Annotated in this window: 17 protein-coding genes; 7 read left to right on the forward strand and 10 right to left on the reverse strand. The window is 58.9% G+C overall.

Features of this window, described 5'->3' with window-relative positions:
* Positions 1-191 precede the first annotated feature (191 nt).
* The 3 genes from nagE (at position 192) to glnS (ending at position 6,440) form a co-directional block, all read left to right on the forward strand.
* Positions 192-1,646, forward strand: coding sequence for an N-acetylglucosamine-specific PTS transporter subunit IIBC (gene nagE / locus AACX78_RS08815; RefSeq protein WP_159165970.1), 1,455 nt, complete (start codon positions 192-194; stop codon positions 1,644-1,646).
* A 121-nt stretch (positions 1,647-1,767) separates the two neighbouring features.
* Positions 1,768-4,431: a beta-N-acetylhexosaminidase gene (locus AACX78_RS08820; RefSeq protein ID WP_159165971.1), complete on the forward strand. Its 2,664-nt coding sequence runs from the start codon at positions 1,768-1,770 to the stop codon at positions 4,429-4,431.
* 347 nt (positions 4,432-4,778) lie between these two features.
* Entirely contained in the window at positions 4,779-6,440 is a 1,662-nt protein-coding gene (gene glnS, locus AACX78_RS08825) for a glutamine--tRNA ligase (RefSeq protein WP_159165972.1), read from the forward strand.
* Between the two features lie 111 nt (positions 6,441-6,551).
* Here the strand turns inward: glnS and fur are convergent, their stop codons facing one another.
* Positions 6,552-6,983, reverse strand: a complete 432-nt coding sequence (fur, locus tag AACX78_RS08830; RefSeq protein WP_021137910.1) for a ferric iron uptake transcriptional regulator — start codon at positions 6,981-6,983, stop codon at positions 6,552-6,554.
* A gap of 244 nt (positions 6,984-7,227) precedes the next feature.
* Here fur and AACX78_RS08835 point away from each other — a divergent pair, with 244 nt between their 5' ends.
* Positions 7,228-7,701: a DUF4442 domain-containing protein gene (locus AACX78_RS08835; protein ID WP_005309695.1), complete on the forward strand. Its 474-nt coding sequence runs from the start codon at positions 7,228-7,230 to the stop codon at positions 7,699-7,701.
* A 71-nt stretch (positions 7,702-7,772) separates the two neighbouring features.
* Here the strand turns inward: AACX78_RS08835 and fldA are convergent, their stop codons facing one another.
* Genes fldA through AACX78_RS08855 form a run of 4 tightly spaced genes read right to left on the reverse strand, consistent with a single transcriptional unit; the run spans position 7,773 to position 9,695 of the window.
* On the reverse strand, positions 7,773-8,297 hold the full coding sequence (fldA, locus tag AACX78_RS08840; RefSeq protein WP_017412672.1) for a flavodoxin FldA: 525 nt from the start codon (positions 8,295-8,297) through the stop codon (positions 7,773-7,775).
* A 39-nt stretch (positions 8,298-8,336) separates the two neighbouring features.
* Complete coding sequence (gene ybfE, locus AACX78_RS08845; RefSeq protein ID WP_005309699.1) at positions 8,337-8,633, reverse strand: LexA regulated protein; 297 nt, start codon at positions 8,631-8,633, stop codon at positions 8,337-8,339.
* 20 nt (positions 8,634-8,653) lie between these two features.
* Complete coding sequence (locus AACX78_RS08850) at positions 8,654-8,875, reverse strand: DUF2788 domain-containing protein (protein ID WP_159165973.1); 222 nt, start codon at positions 8,873-8,875, stop codon at positions 8,654-8,656.
* Positions 8,876-8,930: 55 nt separating this feature from the next.
* Positions 8,931-9,695, reverse strand: a complete 765-nt coding sequence (locus AACX78_RS08855) for an alpha/beta fold hydrolase (RefSeq protein ID WP_159167488.1) — start codon at positions 9,693-9,695, stop codon at positions 8,931-8,933.
* Between the two features lie 288 nt (positions 9,696-9,983).
* Here AACX78_RS08855 and seqA point away from each other — a divergent pair, with 288 nt between their 5' ends.
* The gene (gene seqA, locus AACX78_RS08860; protein ID WP_021137907.1) at positions 9,984-10,493 is read left to right on the forward strand and encodes a replication initiation negative regulator SeqA; all 510 of its coding nucleotides are present in this window, start codon (positions 9,984-9,986) and stop codon (positions 10,491-10,493) included.
* Positions 10,494-10,550: 57 nt separating this feature from the next.
* Complete coding sequence (gene pgm, locus AACX78_RS08865) at positions 10,551-12,200, forward strand: phosphoglucomutase (alpha-D-glucose-1,6-bisphosphate-dependent) (RefSeq protein WP_159165974.1); 1,650 nt, start codon at positions 10,551-10,553, stop codon at positions 12,198-12,200.
* Between the two features lie 90 nt (positions 12,201-12,290).
* Here pgm and AACX78_RS08870 read toward each other — a convergent pair whose 3' ends face one another.
* Positions 12,291-13,205: a DMT family transporter gene (locus tag AACX78_RS08870; protein ID WP_236556307.1), complete on the reverse strand. Its 915-nt coding sequence runs from the start codon at positions 13,203-13,205 to the stop codon at positions 12,291-12,293.
* 94 nt (positions 13,206-13,299) lie between these two features.
* Between AACX78_RS08870 and AACX78_RS08875 the strand changes: the two genes are divergently transcribed.
* Positions 13,300-13,782: a MarR family winged helix-turn-helix transcriptional regulator gene (locus AACX78_RS08875; protein WP_159165975.1), complete on the forward strand. Its 483-nt coding sequence runs from the start codon at positions 13,300-13,302 to the stop codon at positions 13,780-13,782.
* 46 nt (positions 13,783-13,828) lie between these two features.
* Here the strand turns inward: AACX78_RS08875 and mltB are convergent, their stop codons facing one another.
* The 4 genes from mltB to AACX78_RS08895 all read right to left on the reverse strand — a co-directional run.
* Complete coding sequence (mltB, locus tag AACX78_RS08880; RefSeq protein ID WP_159165976.1) at positions 13,829-14,917, reverse strand: lytic murein transglycosylase B; 1,089 nt, start codon at positions 14,915-14,917, stop codon at positions 13,829-13,831.
* Positions 14,918-15,066: 149 nt separating this feature from the next.
* On the reverse strand, positions 15,067-15,672 hold the full coding sequence (locus tag AACX78_RS08885) for a CDP-alcohol phosphatidyltransferase family protein (protein ID WP_099992414.1): 606 nt from the start codon (positions 15,670-15,672) through the stop codon (positions 15,067-15,069).
* The gene (locus AACX78_RS08890) at positions 15,665-16,327 is read right to left on the reverse strand and encodes an ATP-binding cassette domain-containing protein (protein ID WP_159165977.1); all 663 of its coding nucleotides are present in this window, start codon (positions 16,325-16,327) and stop codon (positions 15,665-15,667) included. Before AACX78_RS08890 ends, AACX78_RS08885 begins: the two co-directional genes overlap by 8 nt.
* Before the next feature lie 16 nt (positions 16,328-16,343).
* The coding region (locus AACX78_RS08895) for an ABC transporter permease subunit (RefSeq protein WP_159165978.1) at positions 16,344-16,752 on the reverse strand (409 nt) is incomplete at its 5' end.

Consider the following 16,752-nt stretch of genomic DNA (forward strand, 5'->3'; position numbering starts at 1 on the left):
TAAAGATTGCGAACTAAGCCACATGTATCCGCTACCTTTATCTCGTTTGGGTGATAATGATCACGATTACAGGTTTATTAATTTGCGCAGCGAAATAAAAGCCCTAGACTGCCAATCAAGCCTTGATGGCTTATGCGTCAAACGTGATAAGCACTTAATTTCTAGAAAAACATTAACTAAGGAGAGGAACCGTGAACATTCTCGGTTATTTGCAAAAGATCGGCCGTGCCCTGATGGTGCCGGTAGCGGTATTGCCTGCCGCCGCGATCCTGATGGGGGTTGGCTACTGGATTGACCCTAACGGTTGGGGTGGTGACAGCGCGCTGGCTGCCTTCCTGATCAAGGCCGGTGCCGCCATCATCGACAAGATGGCCATCCTGTTTGCTGTCGGTGTTGCCTACGGCATGTCCAAGGACAAAGACGGCTCTGCCGCACTGGCCGGTCTGGTCGGTTTCCTGGTCGTGACCACACTGCTGAGCCCGGGTGCCGTGTCGCAAATCCAGCAGATCCCGCTGGATCAAGTGCCTGCCGCGTTCGGCAAGATTGAGAACCAGTTTATCGGTATCTTGACCGGTGTGATCGCCGCCGAGCTCTATAACCGCTTCAGCAGCGTCGAACTGCACAAGGCGCTGGCCTTCTTCTCCGGCCGTCGTCTGGTGCCGATCGTGACCTCAGTGGTGATGATCATCGTCTCCTTCATCCTGATGGCCGTCTGGCCGGTCATTTACGGTGGTCTGGTGAGCTTTGGTGAATCCATCGTCAACCTGGGCTCTACCGGTGCCGGTATCTATGCCTTCTTCAACCGTCTGCTGATCCCAGTTGGTCTGCACCACGCCCTGAACTCAGTGTTCTGGTTTGACGTGGCCGGTATCAACGACATCCCGAACTTCCTGGGTGGCCAATCTTCCATCGACGCGGGCAAAGCTGTCGTGGGTGTCACTGGTATGTACCAGGCTGGCTTCTTCCCCATCATGATGTTCGGTCTGCCGGGCGCAGCCCTGGCCATCTATCACACTGCCAAGAAAGAGAACAAGGACAAGGTTGCATCCATCATGATCGCCGCCGCCTTCGCCGCCTTCTTCACCGGTGTGACCGAGCCGCTCGAATTCTCCTTCATGTTCGTGGCACCGGTACTCTATGTCATCCACGCCCTGCTGACCGGTGTCTCTGTGTTTATCGCCGCCAGCATGCACTGGATCTCCGGTTTCGGTTTCAGTGCGGGCTTTGTCGACATGTTCATTCAGTCACGCAACCCGCTGGCGACTCAGTGGTACATGTTGCTGGTGCAGGGTCTGGTGTTCTTCGGCCTCTACTACGTCATCTTCCGTGCCGTCATCGTCAAGTTCAACCTGAAAACTCCGGGTCGTGAGGATGATGAAGCCGTACCGGCACAGGCTCAGACCACTGACCGCACCGAACTGGCTCGCCAGTATCTGGAAGTGCTGGGTGGTCAAGACAACCTGGTCACCATCGATGCCTGCATCACCCGTCTGCGTCTGACCCTGAAAGACCGCAGCATAGTGGATGAGCGCAAGCTCAAAGCCCTGGGCGCGGCCGGTGTGGTCAAGCTCGGTGAACAGAACCTGCAGGTGATTCTGGGCCCCTTGGCCGAGATCATTGCCGGTGAGATGAAGGCCCTGCGTTAATCGGGCGCCAAGCTCGCCTCAAGTCTAAGTCCATTGTTGACATAACTAGGGCCCCGCCACGGGGCCCAATATAAAAAACGCCAAGAAAATCCAACCTTTACTTCAAATGAGAGCAGCAGTTATGAACTTGAAACATTCTCTGTTAGCCATTGCCATGTCTACTATTTTTGTCAGCCAGGTACAGGCAGCCGATGCCGCCAAGCAAGCCGTGGTCGACTCCCTCGCCAGCAACCTGGTGGTCAAGTACGAAGTCGTCACCAACGACGGTGCCGGTGCCGGCCTCGATTGCCAGGCGCTGGGTTCCGAGTGGGCTAGCTGTGGCGTTGCCAAGCTGCACCTGACCAATACCGGTGCTGACGTGACCTCCAAGGATTGGGGTATTTATGTCTCCTCCATCCGCCGTATCCAGCGTGTCGACAACGACCAGTTCACCATCACCCATCTGACCGGCGACCTCTATCGTTTGACGCCAACCGAGCAGTTTAAGGGCTTTGCCAAGGATGCCACGGTCGAAGTGCCGCTGGTGGTGGAATACTGGGTATTGTTCGAATCTGACATCATGCCAAGCTGGTATGTGGCTGCCGACGGCGCCGAGCCCAAGGTGATTGCCAGCATGAGCAACATCGACGACGCCAGCACCTACGAGAAGCCGATGCCGGCCGATGGCTGGAAGCGAACCAAGGATGACAACAACATCCTGATGAACAGCGAGACCCGTTTCGATGCCAACCTGACCAGCAGCCTGCTGCCAGCCAGCAAGATTGATGATCAGATACTGCCGACCCCGCTCAAGCAAGTGATCAAGTCGGGTCCGCAAGTGGACTTCTCCACCATCAAGCTCAACGCGCTGGACTTGCCAAGCGATCGCGCCGAAGCCCTGAAGGCTCAACTGACCAAGCTGGGTGTTACCCTCTCCGACACCGGCTATCCAGTGACCGTCAAGCTCGGCAGCAAGCTCAAGCAGGCCGAAGGTTATGACATGACCATAGGCAAGCAGGGCACTGTGATCCAGGGGCACGACATCGAGGGTGCCTTCTGGGGCGCGCAATCCCTGCTCTCCTTGCTGGGGGTGAACGACAAGCTGGTGAGCCAGATGAGCGTCGAGGATGCGCCGCGTTTTGAATACCGCGGTATGCAGACCGACGTGGCCCGTCACTTCAGAAGCCTCGAAACCATGAAGAAGCTGGTTGACCAGATGTCAGCCATGAAGCTCAACAAGTTGCACCTGGGTTTGACCAACGATGAAGGCTGGCGTCTGGAGATACCGGGTCTGCCGGAGCTGACGGATGTAGGCAGCCAGCGTTGCCACGATCTGTCTGAAACCAAGTGCCTGATGCCGCAGCTGGGTTCCGGCCCGACCAGCGACAACCAGGGTTCCGGTTTCTACAGCAAGTCTGACTACATCGATTTGGTGCGTTATGCCAAGGCCCGTGGTGTCACCGTCATCCCCGAGATCAACATGCCGGCGCACGCCCGTGCTGCCGTGGTCTCCATGGAAGCGCGTTACCAGCGTCTGATGAGCGAGGGCAAAGAGGCCGAAGCCAGCCAGTTCCGTCTGACGGACCCGGCGGATACTTCCAATGTCACCTCGGTCCAGTTCTACGACAAGATGTCCTTCATCAACCCTTGCCAGCCGGGTGCTGCCACCTTCGTGAGCAAGGTGATGGATGAAGTGGCCCAGATGCACCAGGCCGCCGGTCAGCCGTTGACCGCCTGGCATTACGGTGGTGACGAGGCGAAGAACATCATGCAGGGCGGTGGCTATCAGGATCCGGCCGTTACCCAGAAAGCCGATCTGGTCGCCTGGAAGGGCAACGTCGATTCCAGCAAGCAGGACAAGCCGTTCGGCAAGTCGCCGGTCTGCCAGAAGATGATCGATGATGGCAAGATCAAGGACGTGGCCGAGCTGCCGGTTTACTTCGCCAAGGAAGTGAGCGAATTGGCAAAAGAGCGTGGCTTCTCCACCCTGCAGGCATGGGAAGATGGCCTCAAGTACGCCAATAGCGCCAAGGATTTCGCCACCGACAAGACAGTGGTCAACTTCTGGGAAACCCTCTACTGGGGTGGCTTCAACGAAGCGATGAAGTGGGCGCACAAGGGTTATGACGTTGTGCTCTCCAACCCGGATTACCTCTACTTCGACTTCCCGAACGAGGTACACCCGGCCGAACGTGGCTACTACTGGGCAACCCGTTTCAATGACACCCGCAAGGTGTTTGCCTTTGCCCCGGAAAACCTGCCGCAGAACGCCGAGACCTCGGTTGACCGCGACGGCAACGCCTTCGTGGCCAAGGGTGACCAGGATCCGGTCAAGTTCCGCGGTATCTCCGGTCAGCAGTGGAGTGAAACCGTGCGGACCGATGCCCAGTACGAGTACATGGTCTACCCGCGTATCTTCTCCGTGGCCGAGCGTGCCTGGCACAAAGGTGGCTTCGAGCTGAACTATGTGAAGGGCCGCGAGTTCTCCGGCGAGACCAAGCATGTCAACAAGGCCACCCTCAACAAAGAGTGGAACCAGTTCGCCAACCTGCTGGGTCAGCGCGTGCTGCCGAAGCTGGATCAGGCCGGTGTTGAATACCGCCTCTCAGTACCGGGCGCCAAGGTCATCAACGGCAAGCTTGAAGCGAACGTGGATCTGCCGGGCTTGCCCATCCAGTACAGCCTGGACGGCACCACCTGGACTGACTACGACGCCGCGGCCAAGCCGAGCGTGACCGGCAAGGTCTACCTGCGTACCACCAGTTTCGATGGCCAGCGCACCAGTCGCGTCACCGAGCTGAACTGATAGCAGCCAACCGCTAACACCAGGCGGGTCGCAAGACCCGCCTTTCCCAAGGCCGACACTGCATCGGGTTTGGGAAAGGTTGACTGTGCGTGTGAGCCTTTGTTGTGTGTGTGTATTGTCTGTTTTTGTTTTTCATCACCTTGAACCCCGCCCAGTGCGGGGTCTTTTTTATCTGTCATGGCATTCGGCTGGGGGGCACGTGCCGTTTTGGCCTGCCCGCGCCCCGAATTGGGTAAATTCAGGTTGAGACAGGGCGCGTAATGAGGGATCATAACCGGCTTGATGGCGGGGGGATGAGGGTGCCAGCCGGCACAACTTCCGCCAGTGACGCATTTTTGAGGTGAGCCATGAGTCAGGCGAACAGCCCAACTAACTTTATCCGTCAGATCATTGATGAAGATCTGGCCAGCGGTAAGCACAACCACGTGCATACCCGTTTTCCGCCCGAGCCGAACGGTTATCTCCATATCGGCCACGCCAAGTCAATCTGTCTGAACTTTGGCATCGCCCGTGACTATCAGGGCCAGTGCAACCTGCGTTTCGATGACACCAACCCGGTGAAAGAAGACATCGAGTACGTGGAGTCCATCAAGCAGGACGTGCAGTGGCTCGGCTTCCAGTGGAGCGGCGAGATCTGCTACTCCTCCGACTATTTCGACAAGCTGCACGGCTACGCCATCGAGCTTATCGAAAAGGGTCTGGCCTATGTGGACGAGCTCTCTGCGGAGCAGATGCGCGAGTACCGTGGCACCCTGACCGAGGCCGGCAAGAACAGCCCGTTCCGCGATCGTCCAGTGGCCGAGAACCTGGCGCTGTTTGCCAAGATGAAAAACGGCGAGTTTGCCGAAGGCACCGCTTGCCTGCGCGCCAAGATCGACATGGCGTCCCCCTTCATGGTGATGCGCGATCCGGTTATCTATCGCATCAAGTTTGCCCACCATCACCAGACCGGTGACAAGTGGTGCATCTATCCGATGTACGACTTCACCCACTGCATCTCGGACGCGCTGGAAGGGATCACCCACTCCATCTGTACCCTGGAGTTCCAGGACAACCGTCGTCTGTATGACTGGGTGCTGGACAACATCACCATCGACTGCCACCCGCGTCAGTACGAGTTTTCTCGTCTGAACCTCGAATACACCGTCATGTCCAAGCGCAAGCTGAACCTGCTGGTGACCGAGAAGCACGTGGATGGCTGGGACGATCCGCGCATGCTGACCGTTTCCGGTCTGCGTCGTCGTGGCTACACCTCTGCCTCCATCCGCGAGTTCTGCAAACGCATTGGCGTGACCAAGCAGGACAACATAGTCGAGATGAGCATGCTGGAAGCCTGCATCCGTGACGATCTCAACGAGAACGCACCGCGCGCCATGGCCGTGCTGCATCCGGTGAAGGTGGTCATCGAGAACCTGGCGGCCGACGAGGTGTTGACCGCACCGGCGCACCCGAACAACGCCGAGATGGGTACCCGTGAACTGAACTTTACCCGCGAGATCTTCATCGACGAAGCGGACTTCAAAGAAGAAGCGAACAAGCAGTTCAAGCGACTGGTGCTGGGCAAGGAAGTGCGTCTGCGCAACGCCTATGTGATCAAGGCCGAGCGGGTCGAGAAGGATGTGGATGGCAAGGTGACTTGCATCTACTGCTCCTACGATCCCGAGACCCTGGGCAAGGATCCGGCGGATGGTCGCAAGGTGAAGGGGGTGATCCACTGGGTCAGCGCCACTCACTCCCTGCCGGCCGAGATCCGTCTCTACGATCGTCTGTTCAAGATGCCGAACCCGGGTGCCGAGGATGACTTCGAAGGGGCACTCAATCCGGATTCGCTGGTGATCATCGAGGGGGCCCGCGTCGAGGCTTCCCTCAAGGACGCCAAGCCGGAGTTTGCCTACCAGTTCGAGCGCGAAGGCTACTTCTGCGCCGACAACAAGCTCTCCAGCGCCGAGCACCTGGTGTTCAACCGCACCGTGGCCCTGCGGGACGTCTGGGGCAAGGCCGAGGCCTGATGGCCAAAGTCTGACAAGCAGAGGGCAGGGGAGACCCTGCCGCTCTTGCCCGGATTGCGAATGCAAAAAAGCCAGCGTTATGCTGGCTTTTTTATTGACCGGTGCAAGCGTCTATGAATCTTCGTGCTTGCAGTCGCCATTGGCGCAGTGGCCGTACAGATAGAGGCTGTGATTGGTCAGGCGGATGTTGTGATGCTTGGCGATATCGCGCTGGCGCTGCTCGATCACCTCATCGGAAAACTCGATCACCTTGCCACAATCGAGGCAGACCAGGTGGTCGTGGTGTTCCTGGGTGGCCAGCTCGAATACCGACTTGCCACCTTCGAAGTGGTGACGGGTAACAATACCGGCATCATCAAACTGGTTGAGAACGCGATATACGGTAGCGAGACCAATCTCTTCACCCTGGTCGATCAGTCGTTTGTACAGATCTTCCGCACTGGTGTGCTGGCAATCCGGCTGTTGCAGGATTTCCAGAATTTTGACGCGGGGCAAGGTGATCTTGAGCCCGGCCTTTTTTAACGCTTGGTTGTTGTCTGCCATATTCTACTTATTCGCATTCTCGAAGGTGTGGTTATTCTGATTGACTGCCGCTGGAATGGCAACCACGAACTCGCTTGGCCTGTCATTATAGGTCGTAGCCAACCTAAAAATAAACCCAGTAATTCAAGGGCTTTAGCGCAAAGTCCGCCATCTGGCAGAATTGATCAAATCCTGTCGCCGGCTTGCTCAGCGGACGAATGTTGATAAGATGTAACCTTCTTCATTGTCTGGTCGGATGAGATCCATGGATTGGCTTTTTGACAACGCGGCCTGGGTGCGGCGCGCCCTCAACGCCTGGCCTCCCTTCTGGGGCGCAGGCATCAAGATAGAAACCCTGAGTGATGACTTCCGTTTTTGCCGGGTGACGTTGAAGTCACGCTGGTGGAACAAGAACGCCAACCGGACCCAGTTTGGCGGCAGCATGTTTGCGATGACGGATCCCATCTATCCGCTGATGCTGATGGGGTACTTCAAGAACCGCTATTACGTCTGGGACAAGGCGGGCAGCATCAACTACATCAAGCCGGGCAAAGGCAAACTGGTGGCCGAGTTCAACCTGACCGACGGCAAGCTGGCGTCCATAGTGGCGGCGACCGAGGGGGGCAACAAGCACTTCCCCGAGTTCGAGGTCACGGTGCAGGACAAGAGTGGCGAGCTGGTGGCACAGGTCAAACGCACCCTCTATGTGCGTGCCAAACCCGAGCACAGAGGTGGCTGAAAAGATCGGATCGCAAAAACAACAAGGGCCCCACCGGGGCCCTTGTTGTCAGAGGTAGCTGGCTTGCCGGATCACTCCAGCTCGGCCAGGCACATCTCTTCATGCAGCTGCTTGCACCAGCCCTTGACGCGCTCGGCGGTCAGTTCCGGCTGGCGATCTTCGTCGATACCCAGACCCACGAAGTGCTTGTCATCCACCACAGCCTTGGAGGCTTCAAACTCGTAACCGGCGGTTGGCCAGTTGCCGATGATGATGGCGCCTTTGGCTTCGACGATGTCACGCAGTGTGCCCATGGCGTCGAGGAAGTACTCGGCATAGTCTTCCTGATCGCCGCATCCGAAGATGGCAACCAGCTTGTTGGTGAAGTCGATCTCTTCCAGCTCGGGGAAGAAGTCATCCCAATCGGCTTGGGCTTCGCCGTAATACCAAGTCGGGATACCGAACATCAGCAGATCGAAGCTGTCGATGTCGGCCTTGCTGCTCTTGGCAATGTCACGGACTTCAATCAGTTGTTTGCCCAGTTCTTTCTGGATCATCTTGGCGACAGCTTCGGTATTACCGGTATCGCTGCCGAAAAACAGACCTACACTAGCCATAGTGTTTAGTTACCCGTATCTGGTGTTAATGCTTAACGGTCAGATTGCGATGCCTGCTGCGAAAGCAGACTCAATCTGTTGCTTCAGGATAGATTGGATCAGCTCGGCTCGGCTGACGTTCTGTTGTAACGCAAGTTGGTTCAGGCGCTCCAGCAACTCGGCCTCCACCTTTAACTCGACCCGTTTCAGGCCGTTCTCGCGATCGCGCTTAAGCTGGTTGCGCTTGTTGATCTTGAGTTGGGTCTCACGGGGGAGTGGATTGGTCTTTGGCCTGCCGGGGCGCTTCTCATTTGCGAACAGATCCAGTGTTGTTCGATCAGTTTGCTGTTTGGCCATACATCACAGATGAAAATAAGTTAGCCGACCCCTGAGCCTTCCCAGCCCAATTCGATCAGCCCCTTGGCGACAAAACCCGCGCAACCCAGACAGAGTACCAACCAGACGATGACTCGACCAAAACGGGGCACGTTGCCGCGTTTGAGTACGTCGTGAATGGCCAGGCCAATCAATATGAAAATGGCCAGCAAGAATAACTTCAGGCCTAGACTCTCAATCAGATCGATATGTTCACTTAGCATGGATTGCGCACACTCCTTATGACGGGCGCACTATATCACAAAGGATTTGAAACTGTTAACCGCCTGTCGACAGGAAATCCACAACCAATTTGTTGAACAAAACCGGCTTTTCGGCGTGCAGCCAGTGGCCTGTTCCGGCGATGACGCGCGCCTTTGCCGCCGGGAATTGTGCCATCACAGTGTCGGTATATTGGGGCTGCATATAGTCCGAATCGCCGCCCTTGATAAAGAGTGTCGGCCCTTCGAATCTATGCTGGTTGTCGGGCCAGCCCATGATGTTGGCGTAATTGCGCTCAAGGGCTGCTACGTTGAAACGCCAGCCCCAACCGGACTCTCCCTTGGCGAAGGATTTGAGCAGGAACTGGCGTACGCCGGCGATCTCGATGTGCTCGGCCAAAATGGCCTCTGCCTCGCTGCGGCTCTGCACTGGCTGGCGCAGGGTGGCGTTGAGACCGGCGAACACATTCTGATGGCGGGAGTGGGGATAGGCGACAGGGGCTATGTCGGCCACCACCAGCCGTGCGATCCTGGCGGGAGCCTGCTTGGCCAGTTGCATGGCGACCTTGCCGCCCATGGAGTGACCGACCAGGGATACCTGATCCAGGGCCAGGGTATCGAGCAGGGCGAGCACGTCGGCAGCCTGCTGGGGATAGCTCATCTCATCGCTGTGAAAAGAGGCGCCGTGGTTGCGCAGATCCACGCTGATGACGCGATAGTGTTCGCTCAGGGCGCGTGCCAGCAGCCCCAGGTTGTCCAGGCTGCCGAACAGGCCGTGGATCAGCACAACTGCCGGGCCCTGGCCCTGTTCCTTGAAGTTCAATAATGGGTTTTGTTGCAAAATGACACCTTGTCGGTAGTGGGCTTTTTTGCCTGATTTTTAACACACTGAAAGAAAAGGATTTCATTCCTTGAGGGTCATTTTTTTGTGGTTTTTTTTCAAAAAAATGACGCCGGATGCGCTATCAGTGCGGAGGATCACACACTTGGCCCCGTATTATGCCGTATTCTCGATGAGATTCATGCACATCTGCCAGCCCTTGGCTTGGGCTGCCGGGTTTGCCTATGTATAATCGCCGCATCCGAATTTCGACGAGTCCAGCGCATCCCTATGAAAACCATCGAGCTTGATGACGATCTCTACTTCTATATCGCCAGCCAGACCCGGCACATTGGTGAGAGTGCCTCCGATATCCTGCGCCGTCTGCTGGAACAGCCCACGCACATAACAGTGCCGGTTGCCGAGCCTGTGGACCTCCCCCAGCCGAGCGTCGCCACCGATGCCATGGGGCTGCAGGCCCTGCTCGACTCTGGCGAGCTGCAAAAAGAAGAGAAGTCCATCAACCGCTTCATGCAGGTGCTCAGTACCCTCTATCGGGATAATCCGGTCGGGTTTACCCAGGCCACCGAAATCAAGGGGCGCAAGCGCGTCTATTTCTCGCGGGATCCAGAGGCACTGCGTGCCAGCGGCAGCACCACCAAGCCCAAGCCTGTGCCGGATACCCCGTTCTGGGTGATCAGCAATACCAATACCAGTCGCAAGCAGAACATGGTGGCCCAGATGATGGCCAGCATGGGCTACGACGAGGCGCTGATCGCCCAGGTAAGCAGCGCGATTTAACGGTTCATCAAGTTCAGGCCTTGCCCGGCAAGGCCGCCATCAAGCAAGGATAACGCCATGGCTCAGCATTCCCACGCCGGTCAGCCGGCTCGTTTAAGTGACCTGACCAACATTCCCCGTCTGGTCAGCGCCTACTACCTCAACAAGCCTGACATGAGCCGCCCCGAGCAGCGGGTGGCCTTCGGCACCTCCGGCCACCGTGGCAGTGCCTTGCACAATGCCTTTACCGAGTCTCACATCCTGGCGGTAACCCAGGCGCTGGTGGAGTATCGCCAGCAGGCCGGCATCACGGGCCCGCTGTTTGTCGGCATGGATACTCACGCCCTGTCTGAATCCGCTTTTGCCAGCGCAGTCGAAGTGCTGGCGGCCAACGGCGTCGAGACTCGCATTCAGGCTGGTATGGGCTTCACGCCGACGCCGGTGATCTCTCACGCCATCCTGCGCCACAACGCCAGTAAACCCGCTGCGCGCGCTGACGGTGTGGTGATCACCCCGTCCCACAATCCGCCGGAAGATGGCGGCTTCAAGTACAACCCACCCCACGGTGGCCCCGCCGAAGGTGAGATCACCAAGTGGGTGGAAGACAGGGCCAACGCCATTCTGGAAGCCGGTCTGGCCGGCGTGAAACGCATGCCATTCGCCGATGCCCTCAAGAGCCCCTTCGTGGTTGAGCACGACTATGTCACCCCCTATGTGGACGACCTGAAAAACGTGCTGGACCTGGATGCCATCAGAGAGGCCGGTATCAAGATTGGTGTCGACCCGCTGGGTGGCTCCGGCGTCGCCTACTGGGACGTCATCGCCAAGACTTATGGCCTGAACATCGAGGTGGTCAACTATCGTGTCGATCCTACCTTCTCCTTCATGACTCTGGATAAAGACGGCAAGATCCGGATGGATTGCTCCAGTCCGTTTGCCATGGCGGGCCTGATTGCCCTCAAGGACAAGTTCGACATCGCCCTTGGCAACGACCCTGACTACGACCGTCACGGCATCGTCACCAAGGCGGGTCTGATGAACCCGAACCACTATCTGGCGGTGGCGATCCAGTATCTGTTTACCCATCGCACCGGCTGGCCCAAAGCGGCTGCCGTCGGCAAGACGCTGGTCTCCTCTTCGATGATCGACCGGGTTGCCGGCGAGATTGGCCGTACCCTGAAAGAGGTGCCGGTCGGCTTCAAGTGGTTCGTGGATGGCCTCTACAGCGGCGAGTTTGGTTTTGGTGGTGAGGAGAGCGCAGGCGCCTCCTTCCTGCGTAAAGACGGCACCGTCTGGACCACCGACAAGGATGGCTTCATTCTGGCGCTGCTGGCGGCCGAAATTCTGGCGGTCACCGGCAAGGATCCCCAGGTGCATTACGATGCACTGGAAGCCAAATTCGGCCGCTCCAGCTACCGCCGTATCGATGCCCCTGCCAACAGCGCGCAAAAAGCCGTGCTCTCCAAGCTGGATCCGGCACTGGTCGAAGCATCAACCCTGGCCGGTGAGCCCATCATTGCCAAGCTGACCCGCGCGCCGGGCAACGATGCCGCCATCGGTGGCCTCAAGGTGGTGACTGAGAACGGCTGGTTCGCGGCGCGTCCCTCCGGTACCGAGTCCATCTACAAGATCTACATGGAGAGCTTCAAGGGCGAAGCACACCTGGATCTGATCCAGCAAGAAGCCCAACAGATTGTCTCTGCTGCGCTGGCTAAGGCGGGCGTCTGACCCATACCGTTGGCGGGCTGAATTGAACATCGGATAGATAGCAAGAGGAGCCACAGCGGCTCCTCTTTTTTTATGGTTCTTTTTCTCGGTTCAGGGTTTTCCCTGCTCGGACTCATGCCTTGTCATCGGTGATCGCCGCCCCGGCGATATTCGCCCTGCGGCTTGCCAGCGTTTGAAGAAGGAGCGCGCCGGCAGCTTCATCAGAAACAGTGAGAGCAGGATCACCCCTATGCCGAGCCACTGCCGGCCATCCAGGGTTTCACCGACCATCAGCACACCCAGGGAGACCGCCACCATGGGGTTGGTGAGAGCCAGCATGCCCATTACCTCGGGGCCATGACGCTTGAGCCCCCACAGCCAGGCCCAGTAGGCCAGCGCCGTGTTGAGCAAAATGAGCCAGACAAGCCCGGGTGCTGCAGCTGGTTGGGGCAGTGGCATGGGGCCGGCCAGCCACCAGGCGAGCGGGATCAGTATCAGGCCGCCGAGCAGCAGTTGCCAGGCGGTGAGGGCCAGCAGATCGCTCACCGGCCAGCGCTGCATCCAGCGGCTGGATTGGCCGATCAGCAGGGTTGCCAGCAGGGCGCATGTCACGCCTATGGGATCCAGATTGGCGGAGGGATTGAGCAGCAACAAGACACCGGCGAGCCCCATCAGCCCCAGCAGCAACCACTTCAGGGTTGGCCGCGTGCCATCCTGCAACCAGGCCAGCAGCATGAGAACCAGCGGCAGTGTGGCCCCGAGCGTGCCTGCCACTGCCCCCGGTAGCCGGAAGGCAGCCACAAACAGCAGGGCAAAGAAGGCGGCTATGTTGCAAAACGCCAGCAGGAACTGCTTGCCCCAGGGCAGGGGCGGTAGACGCGGATGCAGCAACAACAGGAGCAGCCCAGCCGGCAGCGCCCGCCACACGGCCACCCAGTAAGGGGAGTAGTCAGTCAGGTAGAGGCTGACGACGGCATAGGTACTGCCCCATAGCAGGGGGGCCAGCAAGGCAATCAGCAGTGGCATGGCTTATCTCTTTATGAAGTATCTTTTTGTGAAGATAACTTAGTCTCAAATTGGTTTACTATCAAGTATCTCGATAAAAAGATAAGTGACCAAGATGGATAGTGATCATGTAGACCTGTTGCTGGCCCAGTGGGCGCGGCAGAGACCGGATCTCGACTGCTCTCCCATGGGGGTGTTGGGGCGGGTGGCGCGCATGGCGGCCATCGCCGGCCGTGAGGTGAGTGAAGAGCTCAAGGCGTGCGGCCTTCTGGGCTCAGACTTCGACATACTGGCGACCTTGCGCCGGGCCGGTGAGCCGCTGACGCCGACCGCGCTCTATCAAGCTGCCATGTTGAGCTCCGGGGCCATGACGGCACGGCTCGACAAGCTGGCAGCGCGTGGCCTGATCGAGCGACAGGCGGCGCCGAGCGACAGGCGCAGCCTGCTGGTCTGCCTGACGGCGTCTGGGCGCGAACTGGTCGATCGGGCCGTCGAGCGGCATGTGGCGAACGAGCGGCGTTTGCTGGCGCCACTGACCGAGGCTGAACAGGCTCAGTTGGCTGCCCTGCTCAAACGCTGGTTGCTGGAAAACGAGTAATAAAAACGGGCCAGCTGGGCCCGTTTTTATTGGCAAGTTGCCTGACTCAGTAACCGCCTCTGGCAGCCTTGACCGCCAGCCCCAGCTGCCACACCGCCATGGCATAGTGGGTGCTGTGGTTGTAGCGGGTGATGGTGTAGAAGTTGGGCAGGCCGTACCAGTATTGATAGCCGGTGCCGACATCCAGGCGCAGCAGGCTTGCTTCGCTGTGGTTGCCAAGGTTGCTGATGGGATTCAGACCGGCGCGGTGCAAGGTGGTGATCGGGTAACGGGTCTGAAAGCCATGCTCATAGCCGGGTAGCTGGCCCTGACCACGCACCGCTACCGGTTGACCCTGCTCCCAGCCATGCGCCTTGAAGTAGTTGGCCACGCTGCCGATGGCATCCACAGGATCCCACAAGTTGGTGTGGCCATTGCCGTCAAAGTCCACTGCGTAGCGCTGGAAGCTCGATGGCATGAACTGCCCATACCCCATGGCGCCGGCGTAGGAGCCCTTGGGTTCAGTGGGGTCCATCCCCTCATCCCGGGTCATCACCAGGAAGGCCTCCAGTTCGCCGGTAAAGAATTCGGCGCGGCGCGGATAGTCGAAGGCCAGAGTCGCCAGCGCATCCAGAATGCGGGTCTTGCCCATTACCCGACCCCAGCGGGTCTCCACGCCTATGATACCGACGATGATTTCGGGCGGCACTCCATACTCCTGCTCGGCACGGTTGAGCTCGCTCTCGTACTCACGCCAGAAGTTGACGCCGTTTTGCACGTTGTCCGGCGTGATGAACTTGGCGCGGTAGCGATTCCAGGCGCCGGTCGGTCCGATTGGCTTGGCGGTGGTGGGGGCCTGGGCATCCATCAGCCGTATTATCCAGTCATAGCGATCCGCCTGTGCCAGCAGTCGATGCAGCTCGATGCTGTCAAAACCGTGCTTCTCGACCATGCGTTGGACGAAGCTGTCCACGTTGTTGCGATTGGCGAAGTCTCCCTTGCTAACCCCTTGGCTGTAAGCAGGTTTTATTTGTGGCGTCTGATTGATGAAGGCACTTTTGAACGGCTTGGCCACGGGTTTGGGAGCAGGCGTGCTGCTGCAACCGTAGAGCAGGGGAAACAGGGAAAGAGTGAGCACGGAGACAAGGCGACGCATAAGGTTCTCATGAGCCTGAAAAAGAGTGTCGACATGGTAAAACATTGTCATCCATGCGCAAGTACTCAGTGCATGGATGACGGCTCAAACTCGTGGCCTGCCGATGGGCTGGTGCGCTCCGCGCCCCTATGCCCTAAGCCCGAATAACGTTACTCGCCAAGGGTATGGTAACCGCTCCAGAGCCGCGTCAGGGTGGTGACAAGACAGAGCAGGGCAAAGCCGTAGGCCAGGGTTGCAAACCCGGCGGGCCAGAGGCACATCAGCACGAACAGGGCTATGGTCTCGCTCCCCTCCGTCAGGCCCCCGAGATAATAGAGGGACTTGTGGTGATAGACGGGATTTTCAATACCCCGCTTGCCCGCCATGATGGCAAAGGCCAGAAAGCTCGACCCCGTGCCCATGAAAGCGAACAGCAGGGTGGCGGCGGGCAGGGCGTTGGCGGGGGCGCTCAGGGCAAACCCCAGCACTACGGCGGCGTAGAAGATGAAATCGAGGGTGATGTCCAGAAAGCCGCCGCAATCCGTGATCTTCGTCTCTCGCGCCACAGCGCCATCGAGCCCGTCCAGCAGCCGGTTGAACAAGATGACGAGCAGCGCCCAGGAATAGAGCTCCAGGGCCAGCAGTGGCAGTGCCAGCATGCCGATGGCAAAGCCGGTCAGGCTTATCTGGTTGGCGCTGATCCCGGCTCGGCAGAGGGGTTTGGCCAGCCGGGTGAGGGGACTGCGAATAAGGGGGATCAGATGGCGGTCAAACAAGGTCGGTGTCCTCTTTGGTAAAACAGGGAGTGGTGAGCGTCAGGATAGCCCCCGGCGCATCCTCCTCGTCGTGGGTGACCAGCAGGGCGGGTATCCCCAGCGCCTTGAGTCGCTCGAACACCAGGGTTCTGAAGGCGGCGCGCAGCGGCTTGTCGAGGCGGGAGAAGGGCTCGTCCAGCAACAGGGCCCTGGGCTCTGCCAGCAAAGCCCGCAGCAGACTGATCCGCGCCCTCTGGCCGCCGGAGAGTGCTCCCGGCAGCTTGTCGGCCTGATCGACCAGCGCTACTTCTGCCAGCGTGTCCAGCGCCCTTGCCCGTCTGGCCGCCGCGCCCTTGAGGGGGGCAGGCATGCCGAACATCAGGTTTTCAGCCACCGTCAGATGGGCAAACAGCAGGTCATCCTGAAACAGCATGCCGATACGCCGGGTCTGGGAAGGCAGTGAGGTGAGCAGCCGTTCACCCAGCCGTATATCCCCTTCCAGCCGGATCGGCCCCCTGGGCGGCAAGACACCCGCCAGCGCCCCCAGCAACGAGCTCTTGCCACAACCACTGGGGCCCATCAGGGTCAGCACTTCACCGGGGGCAACCTGTAGCGCAGGCAGCGACAGCAGCAGGTTCTCATCGAGGTAGAGATGAAGTGGGGTTGTGCTTAGCATCGGCAGCTTCTCGTGTTCATCGGGCGTCCTTGAGCGCAGGGTTGAGCCGGGCTGGCAGCCAGAGTGCCAGCAGATAGATGACAAGGGGCAGCAGCAGTTGCAGCAGGCCATAGAGGCCAGCCAGCCGCCGGTTGAGGCCGCTGCCAATGGCCACCGCCTCGGTAGTGATGGTGACTACTCTGCCTGCGCCAAACAGCAGGGTCGGCAGGTATTGGGCCAGACTCACCGCTGCCCCCACCGCAAAGGCAAAGAGCAGCGGACGTGCCAGCAATGGCCCTTTCACCCGCCACCAGACGTGCCAGGGGCGGGCCCCCAGGGTGAGCGCGGCCTGAGTGATGCGCGGGTCGAACTGGCGATAAGGCCCCTGCAGGCAGAGATAGACATAGGGGAAGACAAACAGCAGCTGGCTCCAGAGCACCCAGTCC

It is taken from the genome of Aeromonas sp. 9A (assembly GCF_963900955.1).
GTDB classification, from domain to species: Bacteria; Pseudomonadota; Gammaproteobacteria; order Enterobacterales; family Aeromonadaceae; genus Aeromonas; species Aeromonas salmonicida.